At 45.0% G+C, this 17,912-nt stretch carries 13 protein-coding genes and 1 rRNA gene; 6 read left to right on the top strand and 8 right to left on the bottom strand.

Annotation, left to right across the window (positions count from 1 at the left end; genetic code table 11):
* Positions 1-36 precede the first annotated feature (36 nt).
* From SLH55_RS06470 to SLH55_RS06460, 3 genes are all read left to right on the top strand, one after another.
* The gene (locus tag SLH55_RS06470; RefSeq protein ID WP_226676512.1) at positions 37-1,032 is read left to right on the top strand and encodes an aliphatic sulfonate ABC transporter substrate-binding protein; all 996 of its coding nucleotides are present in this window, start codon (positions 37-39) and stop codon (positions 1,030-1,032) included.
* Positions 1,033-1,100: 68 nt separating this feature from the next.
* Positions 1,101-1,688, top strand: coding sequence for an SCO family protein (locus SLH55_RS06465; RefSeq protein ID WP_320323098.1), 588 nt, complete (start codon positions 1,101-1,103; stop codon positions 1,686-1,688).
* A gap of 422 nt (positions 1,689-2,110) precedes the next feature.
* On the top strand, positions 2,111-4,516 hold the full coding sequence (locus tag SLH55_RS06460; RefSeq protein WP_320322946.1) for a putative bifunctional diguanylate cyclase/phosphodiesterase: 2,406 nt from the start codon (positions 2,111-2,113) through the stop codon (positions 4,514-4,516).
* A 62-nt stretch (positions 4,517-4,578) separates the two neighbouring features.
* On the opposite strand, the gene SLH55_RS06455 is transcribed toward SLH55_RS06460, so the two are convergent.
* Positions 4,579-4,737, bottom strand: a complete 159-nt coding sequence (locus SLH55_RS06455; protein ID WP_320322945.1) for a hypothetical protein — start codon at positions 4,735-4,737, stop codon at positions 4,579-4,581.
* 117 nt (positions 4,738-4,854) lie between these two features.
* Here SLH55_RS06455 and galU point away from each other — a divergent pair, with 117 nt between their 5' ends.
* Both galU and SLH55_RS06445 read left to right on the top strand, forming a co-directional pair.
* Positions 4,855-5,796, top strand: coding sequence for a UTP--glucose-1-phosphate uridylyltransferase GalU (gene galU, locus SLH55_RS06450; protein ID WP_320322944.1), 942 nt, complete (start codon positions 4,855-4,857; stop codon positions 5,794-5,796).
* The gene (locus SLH55_RS06445; RefSeq protein WP_320322943.1) at positions 5,793-7,133 is read left to right on the top strand and encodes a UDP-glucose/GDP-mannose dehydrogenase family protein; all 1,341 of its coding nucleotides are present in this window, start codon (positions 5,793-5,795) and stop codon (positions 7,131-7,133) included. Before galU ends, SLH55_RS06445 begins: the two co-directional genes overlap by 4 nt.
* Positions 7,134-7,143: 10 nt before the next feature.
* Here SLH55_RS06445 and SLH55_RS06440 read toward each other — a convergent pair whose 3' ends face one another.
* The 5 genes from SLH55_RS06440 to SLH55_RS06420 all read right to left on the bottom strand — a co-directional run bounded on the left by SLH55_RS06440 (position 7,144) and on the right by SLH55_RS06420 (position 12,599).
* Positions 7,144-8,265: a HAMP domain-containing sensor histidine kinase gene (locus SLH55_RS06440; RefSeq protein WP_320322942.1), complete on the bottom strand. Its 1,122-nt coding sequence runs from the start codon at positions 8,263-8,265 to the stop codon at positions 7,144-7,146.
* Between the two features lie 162 nt (positions 8,266-8,427).
* Positions 8,428-9,456 carry a MupG family TIM beta-alpha barrel fold protein gene (locus SLH55_RS06435; RefSeq protein ID WP_320322941.1) on the bottom strand — a complete coding sequence of 343 codons (1,029 nt, stop codon included), beginning with the start codon at positions 9,454-9,456 and terminating at the stop codon, positions 8,428-8,430.
* Positions 9,453-10,835 (bottom strand): PTS transporter subunit EIIC, encoded by a 1,383-nt coding sequence (locus SLH55_RS06430; protein ID WP_219166417.1) that lies wholly within the window; start codon positions 10,833-10,835, stop codon positions 9,453-9,455. Before SLH55_RS06430 ends, SLH55_RS06435 begins: the two co-directional genes overlap by 4 nt.
* Before the next feature lie 71 nt (positions 10,836-10,906).
* Positions 10,907-11,809: an N-acetylmuramic acid 6-phosphate etherase gene (gene murQ / locus SLH55_RS06425; protein ID WP_320322940.1), complete on the bottom strand. Its 903-nt coding sequence runs from the start codon at positions 11,807-11,809 to the stop codon at positions 10,907-10,909.
* Between the two features lie 229 nt (positions 11,810-12,038).
* A complete protein-coding gene (locus SLH55_RS06420; RefSeq protein ID WP_320322939.1) occupies positions 12,039-12,599 on the bottom strand; it encodes a competence protein ComK in 561 nt (186 codons plus the stop codon).
* Between the two features lie 249 nt (positions 12,600-12,848).
* Here SLH55_RS06420 and SLH55_RS06415 point away from each other — a divergent pair, with 249 nt between their 5' ends.
* Positions 12,849-15,785, top strand: coding sequence for an EAL domain-containing protein (locus SLH55_RS06415; protein WP_320323097.1), 2,937 nt, complete (start codon positions 12,849-12,851; stop codon positions 15,783-15,785).
* Positions 15,786-16,186: 401 nt separating this feature from the next.
* Here the strand turns inward: SLH55_RS06415 and SLH55_RS06410 are convergent, their stop codons facing one another.
* Together SLH55_RS06410 and rrf are read right to left on the bottom strand one after the other, a co-directional pair.
* Positions 16,187-17,032, bottom strand: coding sequence for a tyrosine-type recombinase/integrase (locus SLH55_RS06410; RefSeq protein ID WP_320322938.1), 846 nt, complete (start codon positions 17,030-17,032; stop codon positions 16,187-16,189).
* A 598-nt stretch (positions 17,033-17,630) separates the two neighbouring features.
* Positions 17,631-17,747 (bottom strand): 5S ribosomal RNA (gene rrf / locus SLH55_RS06405).
* Positions 17,748-17,912: the final 165 nt, after the last annotated feature.

Below are 17,912 nucleotides of genomic sequence, written 5' to 3'. Positions count from 1 at the left end.
AATCGGCGGGTTCATCCGCCATTAGGAGGATACAAAATGAAAAAAACGTTTTTACTAGTCACTATTTTCTTGACCTTCCTTGGAGTGCTTGCCGGCTGCGGGACGGAAAAAAGCTCAGGCGGGGACGTCAGCAAGAAAGTCGTTATCGGCTACTTCCCGAATATTAACCACGTACCGGCAATGGTCGCAAAAGACAAAGGATACTATGAAAAAGAGCTTGGTGACGGAACGAAGGTTGAATATAAAACATTCCCTGACGGTTCATCGTTCATGACCGCTTTAAAAACGGGTGAAATTGATGCCGGTCTTGTCGGACCGGGACCTGCCATGAACAACTATATGACAGGTGCAGACGTGAAAATCATCGGCGGCGGATCCACTGGTGGAACCGTGGTCCTGGCGAGTAAGGAAAGCGGTGTGAAATCCGTGGAAGATTTTGCAGGGAAATCCTTTATCACTCCTGCCGTAGGTTGTACCCATGACGTTCAAGTGGAAACATTCCTCGGCGAGCACGGGATCGAGTCTCAGCGGATCGGCGGCACGATGAAGCACGTAACCGGGAACCCTGCTCAGTATGCGAATATGCTGAAATCAGGTAAGGTTGACATTGCCGTCGCACCGGAGCCATGGGCGGCTGTGATCCAACAGGAAACAGGCGCCAACATCATCATCGACCATGATGAAATTTCCTTCGGGGAAACACTTCCTGCTTCCGTCCTTGTGGCTTCAGGAAAGTCGGTAAAAGAAAATCCGGACACGATCCAAAAAATTGTAGACGCACATAAAGAAGCGACTGCGTTCATTGAGGAAAACCCTGAAGAAGCCAAAGAAATCACAATCAAAGACGTGAAAGAAGTAACCGGACAGGAACTAAGTAAAGAAGTCGTCGACCAGGCATGGGAACGAATCGGATTCACCTACAAAGTGGACTCAGACGCCGTCCAGGCATTCGCAGACTCCTCCTACGAACTCAAATTCCTGAAAGAAAAACCAAAATTCACCGACCTGATCGACAAACAATTCATCGACTAATCACGGAAGGTCCGTCCCTCACTTTTGAGGGACGGACCTCTATTATAGAAGGGGGAAATTCAGTGAGAATGAGGTTTATGGTGTTAGTAGCCGCTTTGTTTTGTCTGCTGCTGCTGAGCGGATGTCAGGGTGAGGATGTGGAGGATTCGTTTCCGATGAAGGTGGAGGTCGGGGATTTGGACGCTGTGGATCAGAGTGGTGAGAAAACGGTGTTGGCTGATCTTTATAGAGGAAAGATCCTAATTGCGGATTTTATTTTTACTAGTTGTGATACAGTGTGCCTTCCCATGACGGCGAATATGTCGAAGCTTCAACAGAAGATTGCGGACGCGGGATTTGAGAATGAGGTCCAGCTCGTGTCCCTCAGCATCGATCCGGAGCATGATACGCCGGAGGTCCTGACGGAATACAGCAGCCGGTACGAATTCGATGATGAGAATTGGAGCTTTCTCACAGGGTACTCCAGGGATGAGATTGAGTCCTTTGCCAATGTTTCCTTTAAGACTCCCGCTGCGGAGGTCGAGGGTTCGGACCAGTTTGTTCACGGGACCTCTTTTTATCTGGTGAGTGAGAACGGCGTATTATTGAAGCAGTATGAAGGCGTGTCGAATCCTCCGTATGAGGAAATCATCGAGGATATTGAACGATTGAAGTGACCTTTCCGGGTGGTTCGGGGAGGTTTTTTTATTCGAAGCTTTATGTAAGGTGAAATGGGATATGGGGCTCATATTTTTAATGTCTTTTTTCTGGAATCATGCGACTTTGAGGGAGAATCATGCGAGATTTGAACTTTTCATGCGGGATTCCAAATAATCGTGCCGGAATCCACCATATTCATGCCAAATTTCACATAATCATGCCGACTTGTCGAAAGGTCTTTATGAGCCCCCATCATAGACAAATAATCATCCCTAGTACCATCAAATGGGAGGTATCAATACTCCTTTCAACAAGTGGAAAGGCAGCTGGATCATCTTCAAGAGCCTTGTCGATAAAAGCAAAAAATACACAGAAAAAAGAAAATCCCGTCGAAATAGATGATATACTGTTAGAAATAGGTATTTAGGCGGAGGTAATTATGACTGGTTTTCTGGTGATATCCATCAATTTAATAATGAGCATCCTCTTATCGGCTGGCTGCAGCTATCTTGCACTGAAGGAAGCCTTTAAGCGAAACGGTCAAAAGCAAGTGCTGAGCAGATGGGAATTGTTTCTTCCTTCCTTTATTTATACGATTTTTTATTGCCTGCTCCACGCTTCTGTGACGTTGATGGTTTCATATGAAATCTTCATCCAGCGCTTCTTTTATTTCGCTCCGATCTTTTTAGTGATTTGTTTTTTCAGTATCTATCTGTCCCTCCGTCTTTTCCAGGATGTGAATACGGATAAAGTGAACTTTATCATGGGTGGGTTCATATTTTCCCTAATTATGATGGCGGGGAATTTTGCCACATATGTTGGATTGATTTATCCCTATGTCGCATTCAAACCGATGTATATCTGCTTGACGATCCTGATGACACTTGGTGTGACCTTCCCTTTTTTCCGGATGCTTCTGCAGCTCAATAATCAGGAAAGCAGTTCGTATTCGGGTAAGCAGCATGCCTTTTGGAGTATTGTGATGGGCCTTGGTTTCTCCGGCATTACCTACCTGACAGCTTACTCCCTGCTTTCTCCTGAGAAATACGGGTCGTATCTTTCCCTTGTGGAAAATAATCATCTGATTCCCTTCATTATTGAAATGGCCATCCTGCTTATCCTTTGGTTCATACCGGACCATTTAGCCAATGATCTACATAAAAAGCAGATGAAAGAGATTTATGAAAAGGAACAGGAATACAAATCTTTATACGAGAATAATCTTTCCGCCATCTTCACGTATAACCGGGATGCCATCATCGTGGAAGCAAATGAGCGGGCTGCGGACATGACGGGTTATTCTATAAAAGAGATTGTGGGCAAAGGGTTCCGCACCTATGTGATGGATAAAGATTTAGAACAGATTCAGTCGGCGTTCCAGGCATCCTTAATCGGGAAAGCTTCGAAATTCGAAATGGAGTTCCCACACCGGAAAGGGCACATTATGTCCATCCAGGTCATCGTGGTGCCGATCTATCTCGATGGAGAAGTGACGGGTGCCCACGTATTAGCGACGGACATAACCGAAGCCATCCGCGACAAGAAACAAATTCAGTATCTTGCCTTTCACGATGAACTCACCGGATTGCCGAACAGACGCTATTTCAATGAAGAATTTGAGAAAAAGGTTCAACAAGGTCATGACCAGATGGCCATCCTTCTCCTTGACCTGAACCGCTTCAAGATCGTCAATGACACATTGGGACATGGGTATGGCGATGAACTCATCTCCCGGGTGGGAGAAAGATGCGTAAAGGTGTTGGGGGAGAAAGGCTTCATCGCGCGGATGAGCGGGGACGAGTTCATCATCCTGCTTCCGTCCATCGATAATAGGGGTGACGTCCATAAGATGGCGGCAGCGATTCACGAAAGCCTGAAGACGCCTTTTGACATAGGCGGACATGAAATCATGACAAGCACGTCCATCGGGATCTCCCTCTATCCCCAAGATGGCCGTGATCTTTCCACCCTATTGAAAAAGGCGGATATCGCCATGTATACGATGAAAAAGAGCGAAGGAGCGTATCGGCTACTCTTTTCCGATCAGCTTGAGGAGAAAGGGATCAATCCGATCGAACTTGAAGAAAACCTTCGAAAAGCTCTGGTCCATGAAGAGTTCGAGCTGTATTATCAGCCGCAGCTTTCCTTGACGACGAACCGTATCGTCGGGGTAGAAGCATTGATTAGATGGAACCATCCGGCGAAAGGACTGATTTCACCCGCAGATTTCATTCCCCTGGCAGAGGAAACCGGCTTGATCATCCCCCTTGGGGAACGCATTCTGATCGAAGCATGCAAACAGCTTAAGAAATGGATCCAGGAGGGCTATGAATTCAAGGTATCCATCAATGTTTCCTCCAGGCAGTTTCATGATGCCACTTTTGTGGAAATGGTACGGAACGTCATGCGAACATATGAGGTTCACCCTTCCCTTATCGAGCTCGAAGTCACCGAGAGCACGACCATGCACCATGTGGAGGAAGCTTTGGCGAAACTGAATGCCCTGCGTGAGATCGGTGTCTCCATCGCCATCGATGATTTCGGCATCGAGTACAGCTCATTAAGCTACCTGCAGAAATTCTCGATACAGACGTTGAAGATCGATCGGAGCTTCATTATGGGACTCGATGATAATGAGTCCAACAAAGCGATCGTTTCAGCAATTCATGCCATGGCCAAGCATTTGAAACTGGCCATCGTGGCGGAAGGTGTGGAGACGGAATCCCAATTGGAGTGGCTGAAGGAGTTACAATGTGAGTATGCGCAAGGGTATTATTTCAGCAGGCCGGTTCCTGCAGAGGAACTGAGTGAGTTTATGTTAGAGCAAAAAGGCGCGGCCGTATAAATAGCTGGATTAACCCCATTTGATGAAAATTCAGTGGGGTTTTTACTTTTATAGATTTCCCTTTACCCCATCACCCTCTGCCACATCTTTATCCATCCAAATATCGAAATCCAAAGTGGAATACTGAAGACCACTCCCCAATACAAACCAACGAATAGACTGCCCTCTTCCTTCACGGATATCACCTGACCTCCACTAATGATCCTCTTCAGTCTTATCAAAAACCCCCTCTCCCATACTCTATGTAAATTCTTCGTAAAACCAACCTTTCCCAAGGGATATCCTGCCCCCTCCTCTGATAATATAGAAGAAGATACATATTTTCGGAGGTGCAAAGAATGATACAATCTGATCTCTCCTTATTATTATCATCATCCTTACCCAAGAAGAAGAAAGTCACGAAAGCCATCATCCCTGCAGCGGGACTCGGTACAAGATTTCTCCCGGCCACCAAGGCTCAACCGAAGGAAATGCTTCCGATCGTAGATAAACCGACCATTCAATATATTATAGAAGAGGCTGTACATTCCGGCATCACGGACATCATCATCATTACCGGGCGGGGCAAAAGGAGTATCGAGGATCACTTTGATAAATCCTATGAACTGGAAGCGACATTGGAGAAGAAAGAAAAATGGGACGCCCTTGAGGAAGTCCAGTCGATTGCAAATCTTGCAAACATCCATTATATCAGGCAGAAGGAGCCCCTTGGATTGGGTCACGCCGTCCTGTGTGCACGTTCCTTCATCGGGGATGACCCCTTTGCCGTCATGCTGGGGGACGATATGATTCTTTCTGAACAGCCTTGTGTCAGTCAGCTGATTGACTCGTATAATGAGCTTCAGGCTCCCATCATCGGAGTTCAGGAAGTGAAGGATGAAGACGTATCAAAGTATGGGATTGTCCATCCTTTCCAACCGAAAAAAACGGAGGAAGATCGCATCCGTAAAATTCGCGGACTCATCGAAAAGCCGCTTCCACATGAAGCTCCCTCACGCCTTGCCATCATGGGAAGATACATTCTGACTCCTGATATCTTCTCTTATTTAGAACGAATGCAAATCGGGGCAGGCGGGGAATTTCAATTGACCGACGCCTTGAACGACTATAATCAGGAGCACGCCATGTATGCCAAAGTGTTCAACGGCGATCGTTATGACATCGGTGATAAGTTTGGATTCATTAAAGCGACAATCGAATGTGCGATGAAGAGGCCGGAACTAAAATCATCTTTAACATCCTATCTGAAAGAGTTACTGGAAAAGGAGGGAACGGAATGAATGTATCCGTGATTGGAACGGGATACGTCGGCCTGGTCACAGGGGCATGTCTCGCGGAAATTGGTCATCACGTCATTTGTCTCGACACAAACAGAGAGAAAGTAGAGATGTTAAGAAGTGGCCAGTCCCCTATTTACGAACCGGGTTTAGAAGGTTTACTGCAGAAAAATGCGAGATCCGGAAACCTTTCCTTCACGACAGATTATCAAATCGCCTGTGACAAGGCAGAAATCATCATCATTGCCGTCGGAACCCCTTCCCGTCCAGATGGTTCAGCGGATCTTTCAGCCCTTCAAGATGTGGCAAAGAAAATCGGCTCAATTGTCCGGAGGGACGGTACGATCGTAGTAACAAAGAGTACTGTACCAGTGGGAACCAATCGCAAGATGAGTACCTGGTTGAATGCTCATGCCAGTTCAGCCGGCAGTTTTAGAGTGGCTTCAAATCCAGAATTTCTAAGGGAAGGCTCCGCCATTCATGATACGTTCAACGGTGACCGGATCGTCATCGGCACAGAGGACGACTATACAGCAAGGAAACTTGAAGAGATGGTCGCGCCATTCGAGGTACCGGTTTTACACACCTCTATTGAAAGTGCTGAAATGATTAAATATTCATCGAACGCATTTTTGGCGACAAAGATCAGCTTCACCAATGAAATTGCTAATCTGTGTGAAAAGCTCGGGGCTAACGTGGAGGATGTGACAAAAGGAATGGGAATGGATCAGCGGATCGGCTCTTCTTTCCTGCAGGCCGGAATTGGTTATGGAGGTTCATGCTTCCCGAAAGATACCAATGCCCTCGTTCAAATGGCAGGTGAGATGGAGCATACATTCGACCTGCTGGAATCGGTCATTCACGTCAATGCGAAACAACAAGTAAAATTGGTAGAAAAGGCGAAAGAGGTTGTAAAGAATTTAACCGGAAAGCGGGCAGGGTTATTGGGGCTTTCCTTTAAACCGAATACAGACGACATCCGGGAGGCTGCCTCCATGGAAATAATCAAACGTTTACTGGACGAAGGAGTCGGGGTGACCGTATACGATCCCGTAGCCCAGGAAAATGCGAAAGCCATTCTTGGAGAAAGTGTGACATACGCCGACAATTGCTTTGATGCGATTGAGGATCAGGATATGTTATTCATTGCGACGGAATGGGAAGAATTTAAAGTCCTGCGACTGAAAACCATTTCCAGGCTGATGAAAACTCCGATTCTATTTGATGGACGGAATTGCTTTTCACTGGAAGAAGCTGAATCGGCTGCCATCGATTATTATTCCATCGGCAGACCTCCAGTCCTTCGCTCCACTATCAAAACACCTCATTCAAATGAATGAGGTGTTATTTTTACATCGCTACATTTGATTCAACCGGTATTCCAATCGTAAACGTCGTCCATTCCTCATTTGACTGACAGCTGATACTTCCCCCATGTTTTTCAATCAGTTTTTTACAAATATAAAGTCCGATTCCCGTTCCGAGGTCCTTGGTTGTATAAAATGGTTCAAAGATCGCTCCGATCGTCTCTTCTTTGATCCGTGGCCCATTGTTTGAAATTTTCAAATTCGTCCTGCCTTCTTTCACATTGCAGCACACATTGATCTGTCTATGTCCGTCCACTTCCTGAAGGGCGTCGATGGAGTTCATGATGAGATTTAGAAATACCTGCCTTAGTTCATCTCCGTTAGCCAGCACTTTGATATCATCTTCACATTTGAATTCGATGGAAACGTCCCCATCCAGGAGGCTCGGATACAAGAACTCGATCGTCTCTTCCAAGTGATGGGTAAGAATGATCTCTTCCTTCGTGCTATCGATCAAATCCTTCCTCGATACGTGGAGGAATTGAGAGATGCGGTAATTCAATTGTTCGAGCTCATGCTGCATAATATCGAGGTACGGCAGATCAGGGTAGCCGTTCTGCAAGAGCTTCGTGAACCCGATGATGGAAGTCAACGGATTCCTGAATTCATGCACAAAGCTCGAGCTCATCTGTCCGAGGATCGTCAATCGTTCTTTATGGGTCTGATCGATATACAGCTCTTTCTCCTGAAGCTGCTTTTCTTTGATTTCCGTATACTTTCTCACGGCAAGATAAGAAAAGCGGTCAAATAGGGCATTGATATCTTCAATCAACGGCTGTAATTCCCGAAGCTCGATCCCGGAATTACTCACCCATTTGATAATGATGCTCTTCCCTATGTTCACATTGTAGACAAACTCACTGATATTCACTTTGGCATTGACCCGTTCCAATGCCGTCTTGTGGGCAAGGGCCGTGATTTCTTCTTCGCTGAGGGGTTTCTCAATCGCACGCTTCACTAATTGAAACATCTTCACTCCATTGTTCAACACTTCTTCTTTATAGATGTCGCTTTCTGAAATCACGATATCTTTAAGCCAATTATGTAAAAATTCATCTGAATGATCCTCAAGGTATTGTATCAGCATGGTTGAAGCACTAGTCATTGATTGGCATTCCCTTCATTCCGGTTATTGTCGAAATATTCGTTGATATTATCATAACAGAAAAAAAGAAGATTTCGGTTACTATCTTTAAAATGTAATGAAAACCAACCTAGAGAATAAAAAAAGAGCATGATTTATCATCATCTCATGCTCTTAACATCACTAATCTACGAGGTCCGTCCCTCTTATCAACCGGAGCTTTTGACCTGGTTGACATGATTCGATCAGAGGAAGGTCCGATTTGCGGATCATCCCCATCACATTGACTGCTGGGTTGCAATCCAGGTCATGACGGACAATCTGCATTTCCCCTCGATACCGTCCATAAGAATCATTATCCCGGGTAATCGTGCCCCGTGGCCGTTCAACCGTGTTCAAAGGAGGCACCATCTCATTCGTCCTTGTTTCCAGCAAACGCAGCACATCCCTACCCGGATCCGGCCGGAGCTGATACTCCCCTTCTATTTCACCGCTGCCTTCGTAAGAAAGCTCGATGACGTCTTCCCGATCAAAGTGTTCGAGCTTTTGAAGAAGTTCCGGGGAACAGCCGGGATCTCCAACAAACACACCCGTCACGCCCCACCGCTTCAATTGAACGGCACTGACATAGGGACTTTGCCCCCGATGATCTTCCAAAGTAGGAAGCCCTACATGTAACGGCCCCCGCTTGTCTTCATCTCCTGGCACAAACGCATAGACAGGAATCGAGAGGGAATCATAGAGTGCCTGCTGTTGGAGGAAATATTCCTCATCCAACCCCGTTTCCGGCTTCGGGTAAAAATTATGCCAGGCAATCATATTCCCAGGTTTCAATCCGCTATCGATCCATTGCTTCAACTCTTTTTCTCCAACGGTACTGGCATTGATGGCGATTTGAAACTGACTGGCCAATTCCAGCATCTCTTCCGACGTGAATCCATCATCCAACCTCAGGGATGTGACGCCCAACTCTTTCAGGTCTTCAAAACGATTGAGTCCAAGTATACCTGGCGTTTTCTTCGATACATCGGCGAACACCTCAAACCTCTTCCTTTTAAAAAGGGATAAAAGATCTCCAACTCGTTCAGGACTTACACCTGATTCTTCCGGAATATGAAGAGAGGTGAAGGCAAGCTTGATGCCCGATGAAGAGGCTCGAAGAATACGTTCTTCAGCATCTTCATCGGAAAGATAAACGGAAATTCCGATCATTCAAACTCACTCGCCATTTCATCCTTGAACCCGAACAGATACGTCAACGCAAAACCTGCTGCGTAGGCAATCAATAGTCCAAGAGTATAATAGAGTATCTCTCCTGCATTGACCAAGAAGATCAGCGGCAAACCGGATACCCCGATGGCAAACGTCGCAACATCGAAATATGCCTGGAACGCACCACCGAATCCTGCACCTAAACAAGCGGTCAGGAACGGTCGGCCTAATGGTAGGGTCACACCGAAGATCAACGGTTCCCCGATCCCAAGCATCCCGGCAGGCAGAGCCCCGCCGATTGCTCTCTTCAGCTTCTTCTTCTTCGTTTTCATGAAAATGGCGAATGCCGCTCCAACCTGACCGGCTCCACCCATGGCAAGGATCGGTAATAGCGGATCGTCCCCGATCGTATTGATCAATTCCAAATGGACAGGTGTCAATCCTTGATGCAATCCTGTCACGACAAGAGGCAGGAAGGTGGCACCGAGGACGAACCCGGCTACAATACCGCCCATATCAATAAGGGAAAGAAGACCATTTGTGATCACATCTGAAATAAAACCACCGACCGGCATAAATACCGTGTACGTCAATAAACCTGTAACAAGTAACGCGATTGTAGGCGTCACAATGATATCGATTGCCTGCGGGATGACCTTTCGAACGTTCTTTTCTACAAAAGCCATGAAAATGGCCGCAATCAAGACACCAATCAATCCACCACGGCCAGGCAATAGATTTTCGCCAAACAGCGTCACATCACCTATCGCCGGGTTAATGATCAGAATCCCGGCCAAACCACCGAGCGCCGCCGAGCCGCCGAATTCCTTCGCCGCATTCATCCCGACAAGGATACCAAGGTACCCGAATAAGCCGCTTCCGATGATGGAAAGCATCATGACAAGCTGGGATTCCCCGTTCAGCCATCCGGCCTGTACGAAGAACTTTGTGAACCCTGTGATCAATCCTGACGCAATCAGCGCCGGGATGAGGGGAATGAAGATATTCGCCACGCGTCTGAGAAGCAGTTTGAATGGTGTGGCGTTTTTCTTCTTGAGATCAGCCTTCTGTTCCGCTGCCCGTGCCTTCAGGTCAAGGTCCCCAGCCCCCGCTGAAACAAGCTTACCGAATTCTTCTGTTACTTTATTGACCTTACCAGGACCAAGGATGACCTGATACGTTTCATCCTCTACAAACCCGAGCACGCCTTCCGTCTTTTTAATCTCCGCTTTCTGGATGAGCTCTTCGTTATACACCTTCACTCTCAATCTCGTCATGCAATGTTCATAGCTTGCGATATTGTCAGCACCGCCAAACCGTTCCAATAAGACTCCAGCCAGTTCTTTATTCGTCAATTTCACCTTCCCCTTTCGTTCCATCTATCTACCTGAGTGTCCCTCCCACTTTATGTCTATGAATGGGAGGGGACAGGTACCCCTATACGAATAGACTATTTTTCAATGGCCAGCCGGACATATCCGTTGGCATCTTCCAATCGATTCTTCGCTTCCTCATACTCACAGCCGAGGGTAATCATCACAATCGATGGCTTCACTTCGTTATTCGCCTTCTTCAACGTCGCTGCTGCCGTTTCTTTATCTGCCCCCGTGATGCTCTCGATGATGCCGATCGCACGCTGTTCAAGCTTGTAGTTACTGATATTCACGTCCACCATCAGGTTCCCATAGGCTTTCCCGAGCTTGATCATGCTTGCTGTGGAAATCATATTCAACACCATCTTCTGAGCCGTCCCTGCTTTTAAACGGGTGGATCCTGTCAATGCTTCTGGACCTGCATCCACTTCGATCGCAAGCTCAGCTTCAGCAGAGATTTTTGAGCCCCTATTACAGGAAAGGGCCACTGCCGTCGCGCCTAACTCCCTTGCATATTTCAAACCGCCAATAACATAAGGGGTACGCCCGCTCGCTGCGATTCCGACAACCGTGTCGACAGGAGTCAGTCCGATTTCTTTCAGATCCGATACGCCTAACCCCTCATCATCCTCGGCTCCTTCCACCGCTTTCACGAACGCCTTCTCCCCTCCGGCAATCAAGCCGACGACAACGTCACTATCCACGCTGAACGTCGGCGGGCATTCCACCGCATCCAGGACACCGAGCCTTCCACTCGTACCCGCTCCCATATAGACGAGCCTTCCACCTTGAGAGATGGACGCCACCACCTTATCGACCACTTTTTCTATTTGTGGGATGACTTCCTTGACAGCCTTAGCCACCAACTGATCTTCCTCGTTCATCATGGAAAGAATCTCACCGGTACTCGCTGTATCAATCCCAAGCGTATTCCGGTTCACCTTCTCGGTCGATAATTCGAAAACATTATCCTGTGTCACAATTCATTCCTCCTGTAAAATCTGTATGCGTTTTCATTAACTCTATTATACTCTTGTTTAAAATAATATTTCAATTACATTTTGTATTATATGAAATTTAATTTTAGAATAGACCATTCTTTTTCGTGGGAATGATGGGGAATTTTTCAAAAAGATCCGGAGAACGACAAATAGGAGTTGGAACACACTTCCTACTCCTGTTTTAGTTATTCAGTTAGAGGTCCGTCCCTCAAAGATGGGCGCTGAATTCGCCCAGGTTGTGGAGGGTTGACTGGAATCCCGGGAAAAAGAGTTCGGTTTCGTTGCGGTTCATGGATGAGATGGTCGGGATGGTGGAGAAATGGGTCATGGTGACGGCGGCACGCTCCCTTTGTCTGGTGATCACATTTTCAGAGCAATTGATTTCAAGTTTCTCTCCGTTGGTAAAATGCACGTAGGTAATTCCTTCTGTGGTGGAGGTTGATTCAATATGCTGGCAAAAGAGCCATATACAATCATAATCGGTCGGGGCCTTGGTGGGTATCGCATAGATGTATTGCTGCGGGCAAATCATGAGAGGTGTCTTTCTAGGGTAGTCAAGTGCATGCCGGACAGCCTTGATCCTTCCATCATACGTGGACCTGTAAGCGAGGCAAGACTCGTCGAGAATCTCCATCGCTGATTTCTTCCTTGCTGTCTTCCTGCCTCCGAAATCATGGACAATCGACTGATGAATTCCATCATAAGCAGGACTGATTGCCAATGTCCTTCGAGTAACCAACTCTTTTAAACCTTTCAAACCGAACACCATCCTTTTTCCTCTTTAGTATAAGCCTCTATTATCTGATATTTTCGAGATATGAGACTTTATTACTATTATATACCATTCCCAGAATATTTCCATTTATATTTGTATATTTTTGAGAAAAATCTCATAATTTGAGGAAATGGGGGATTTCCAGTCGAATATTCTTTCAGGTGCATTCCATTCCCAATAGGTATTATGGTATATTTTTCATAGTATATTGTGAGCGAAAGGGGAACAGCTGGCTTGTTAAAGGTGATGAATCTTCTCAGAAAATCTCAAAATGACTCGGTTGACGACGAACAGCTGATCAATATCTACGAACTATTATTTGATCGTTATCCTGATCCTATCTATATCATGGATCACGATGGCCATATACTTGCCTCGAATAAAGCGGCAATGACATTTTTTGATCGAAAAATTAAGAATATTCAGCATTTCATTTCCAATTGTATTCCCCAGCCCTATATTCCTGATACCCTTGAGCATTTCAGTAAAGCAGTGGATGGGGAATACCAGCAGTACCGGAGTGCTCATATCCTTCGCAATGGGAAACTCATTGAAACGAACGTCCATTTCCAGCCTCTTTTCAATCGGAATGAACCCTTCGGTGTCGTTCTCCTCATAAGTGACATCACCGAATTGGAAGCCCAGAAAGCCATTCTTTCCAAACTTGAAATGAGCGTCAATACGGTAGAGGAACTTGTGGATCTTGGAACGTGGGACTATGATATCGTTCATAACAAAGCTCTTTGGTCCGATCAAATGTACGCTCTGTTCGACTTGGACATGGATGAAACCCCTACTTATGAAAAGGTGTATGAGCGAATCCATCCCGATGATCGGGAGAACTTCGAGACCCAGTATCAAAAAGCGATTGAAGAGAAATGTATCTTCAGCATTTCTTATCGAATCATTAAGAAGGACGGCTCCCTGCGAGTCGTGAATCAATATGCAGATGTCCTTCTTGATGAAAACAGGCGTCCGGTCCGCATGATTGGAACATCCCATGATATTACGGAACAAGTACACATCCAAACGAAAATGAAAGAACAAGAACAGCACGTCAAGAAAATCTACGATAATCTGGATGCCGGAATTTGGTCCATGGATGTACTAGAGAACAAAATCCTGTTCACTTCGAAGGGCATTGAGAATATATCCGGATACACGAGCCGGGAATTTGAAGAAGGAACGATTATTTGGTCAGACCTCATAGCATCTGACGATCTGCCATACTATCAATCAAGGCAAGAGATATTGGCAGACTCAAAGCCACCAAAAGGGCGCTATCGTATCATCCATAAGGAAGGTCAAGTCCGCTGGGTCGAAGATAACACGATACCTGTATTCAATCATGAAGGAACACTGATCCGACTGGACGGGATTATCACAGACATAACCGAGCAGATCAAGTCAGAAGAAGCCATGGCCCACCTTGCTTATTATGATTACTTGACTGACCTTCCGAATCGAAGGATGTTTGAAGATGAACTTGTCACTCTTATTGAAAGTTCCAGCACATTAAAAAAACAATTTGCCGTTTTATACATAGACATGGATGGTTTCAAACGGATCAACGACACCTTGGGGCATCAAAAAGGCGATCTCCTGCTTAAAGAGATATCTTCCCGGCTGCAACAGAATACTCCTGAACGTGATCTTGTCGCCAGAATGGGAGGAGACGAATTCACCATCCTCCTACGCCGCATACAGGATACAGAAGAAGCCGTTTCGTTTGCCAGAAAACTGATACGATCATTGGAAGAACCCTTCTTTATCAACGGATATGAGCTATTTGTAACCGCAAGTATCGGGATGACCCTGTATCCCATCGACGGAGAAGATCCGGAGACGCTTATGGGCAGGGCTGATACCGCCTTATACAGAGCGAAAGAAATGGGGAAGAATAATGTTCAAATCTATACGTCGTCCATGAATATCGAATCGTTCAAAGTCTTTCAATTAGAGAAGGATCTTCGTAAAGCAATAAAGAAGGATGAACTTCTCTTACATTACCAGCCTAAAGTGGATGGCAAAACCGGCCGATTGGTCGGAGCAGAAGCTCTGATCAGATGGAAGCATCCGGAATGGGGACTGATATCCCCTCATGAATTCATTCCCATCGCTGAAGAAAATGGGCTCATCATCCCCATTACCGATTGGGTGATCCAGACAGTATGTGAACAACTAAGAGAGTGGGAGGGATTAGAGGTTCCCCTCATTCCCATTTCCATCAATATGTCACCCAAACGCTTTCTGCGGAATGACTGGGTGGAAACCACTCTCAATATTATAGAAGAAACCGGTGTAACCCCCTCCCTTCTTGATCTTGAAATAACAGAAAGTGTACTGATCCAGAACGAAGAAACGTTCATTTCATCCATTGAAAGATTGAAAGAGACAGGGATCCGATTTTCCCTTGATGACTTTGGAACAGGATTCTCCTCTCTCTTATACTTAAAAAAATTTAACGTCGACACCGTTAAAATTGATCGGAGCTTCATACGCGACTACCTGAATGAAAGTGATGCCGAAATCACGAAATCCATCATTCGCATGGCACACGGATTACGCTTGACAGTAGTAGCAGAAGGTGTGGAAACAAAAGACCAGCGGATGTTCCTCATAGAGCAGGACTGCGACATATTACAAGGATACCTATTCAGTAAACCCGTTCCTCCTGAAGACTTCCAGCAGTTCTTGATCGATCCCGTCCTAATCCCGCAATCGATCCAGGCAGAAGCCCCTGTCGAGGAAAGGCGCGAAGTATTCAGAATCGACTTCACGTACCCTCTGCGAACCGATATGACGATAGCGAGCGTAAATGGAAAGTCTGCAACAGTAGGAACAACAGAAGTTCTGGTAGAAAACCTCGGTCCAGGTGGATTAAGATTCCTGACTCATCTAAGGCTGCCTGTTTCACCCGGAATCATTTTTGATTTCAATACCGTGCTACTAGGAGAGCCAGTCACTCTTTCAGGAAAAATAGTATGGAAGCAAGAACATATGTCTGATTTCTGTTTATACGGGGTACAGTTCATCCTCAGCCCTTCTGAGCAGGCACAGTTGACGAAACGGTTGAATAAGTTGTCGATTGAGGTGTTGAAGACGCCTGCTCCTGAGGGGTGCAGCTTTATCCAGACAGAAGGATTAACCTACCTAGAAACTAACTTTACTAAAGGCTAAGACTTATTAAAAAAGGAAAAGAAGTACTTTATTCTCATTTATATTTCCATTGAATCTCCTTTTTGCTGTATCTAACAATAATAAAACTTTAGAGTGAATTTATATCCATGCAAAAACACCCATGTAATTTCTAATATTAAATAAAAGTGGAATCCGAATACACGAATTCCACTTTTTGCACATCGACACCACTGCATATTTAATGATATAAAGAAAGAGTACGATAAGACTTTGGGTTGTAAGCTAGCTACTTACTCCCTTACTAAGATATTGATTTTGGGTAAGTCAATATCTTAAACTCATAGAAAAAGGATGCGGACTTTTGTTCGCATCCTTTTTTCTATGCATTTCATTAAAATAATATAGAGAAAATCATTCCCCTAAATACTCAGAGCATGGAATTAATTCAATGTCCTTCTGGAAAAAGCACTTCGTATCGCATTCTCAAATTCGTCTTCCTTCACCCTGGATCTGGCATATTTTTTAGTCACATTAATATCTTTATGACCCGCAAGCTTTGAGACAATTTCCAAGCTTACTCCTTTATCAATTAACTGCTGACAAAATGTATGTCGGAGCTTTTGTGCATTTACCCCGTATTTTTTCAGCATATACTGTACCGAACGCTCAGTCAGCCTGTCACCCGACTTCGAAACAAACAATGCTTTCTCTACCTCAGCAGATGAAAAATACTTTAAAAGGTGATGCTTCAATCCCTCAGACAACGGTATTATCCTCTCATCTTCAGAAGTAGGTTTCACTGAGAGTTGATTAAGTTGTAAATCTATATCCGTTTTATTCAGTGAACATAGCTCTGATACACGCATTCCTGTATGAAGCAACATATAGACAATGAGCACATTTCTTTCATTCTCGTTCTCTTCCACTTCTGCTAATAATTGATCACACTCAGCCTGCGAAAGAACATCAATTTCATTTGTCTTTGTACATTGTTGAATTTTTATATCAAACGTAATGTCCGGTTTCTTCAAGAATTTCCCAAACGTTCGTATCACTCCAAGAATTTTATCATTCGTAATGGGACTCTTTCCTTTGTCCTCTAAATAGTAGATGTATTTCTGAACATCCTTTTGCGTAATTTTGGCCAGTTCTTTATTCGTTTCATGTAGCCATTTTTCAAATTTCTTTAGTTCCTGATGGTAAGTCGAGATGGTATTTGATGATTTTCCCTCATGTTCAAGCCAAGTTAAAAACTGATCAATCGTAGTACTAGAAGAACCTTGCAAGAGTACCACCCTTTCGAATCAAACCTCTATATATTAATATCCTAGAACTAATAAATAAAGAAGTCAACTTCTCCGAAAGAAAACGTATGAATCTACGGAAGATACCCAAAAGTAGGAACACCTAACAACCATCTGCGTTGATGGCAGCAGCTAGTAATGAGCGGCGAAATCTTTTAGCTTCACTTTTTTCAATTATGGTGTTCGAGCCACCGTCCTGACATTCCCCCCCCTGTCATGCACTTTTAGTCTGCACTAGAGGACTTAGGGGTAAGTATTGTCGTCCATATACTGTGAGGGATAAGCGGTTACATTGGTGAAATGGTGAGAATGGAGCCATTAGCGGACATTTGAGAGTTTGATTTATAGATAGAATGGAATGGCTTGGTGTGGATTGCGTCATTTCTGACTTTATTGCGTCATTTTCGATGAGAATTGCGTCATTATTAAATTATTTGCGTCATTTTCACGCTAATTGCGCCATATTTTCGTTTATTGCGTATTTTTCCAAATAATAACTTTCCAAGACTCACCGCACATTCATTTTAACAATCTACACAAAGAAAGAGTAACTCATAATGAGCTACTCTTTCATCTATTTGCCTGGCGACGTCCTACTCTCACAGGGGGAGATCCCCCAACTACCATCGGCGCTGAAGAGCTTAACTTCCGTGTTCGGCATGGGAACGGGTGTGACCTCTTCGCCATTATCACCAGACGAATATTCAATTGAAGGATTGTTCCTTCAAAACTAGATAAAGAATTGATGTCAAGAAAGCCGAATATCGACCAATTGTTGTTCATTACAATAATGACTCTTTGTGGTTAAGTCCTCGATCGATTAGTATCAGTCAACTCCACATGTCGCCATGCTTCCATCTCT

Source organism: Rossellomorea sp. YZS02 (genome assembly GCF_033963925.1).
GTDB lineage: Bacteria > Bacillota > Bacilli > Bacillales > Bacillaceae_B > Rossellomorea.
Note: the sequence above shows the minus strand (reverse complement) of the source record. Positions and strands in the feature narration are given on the sequence as shown.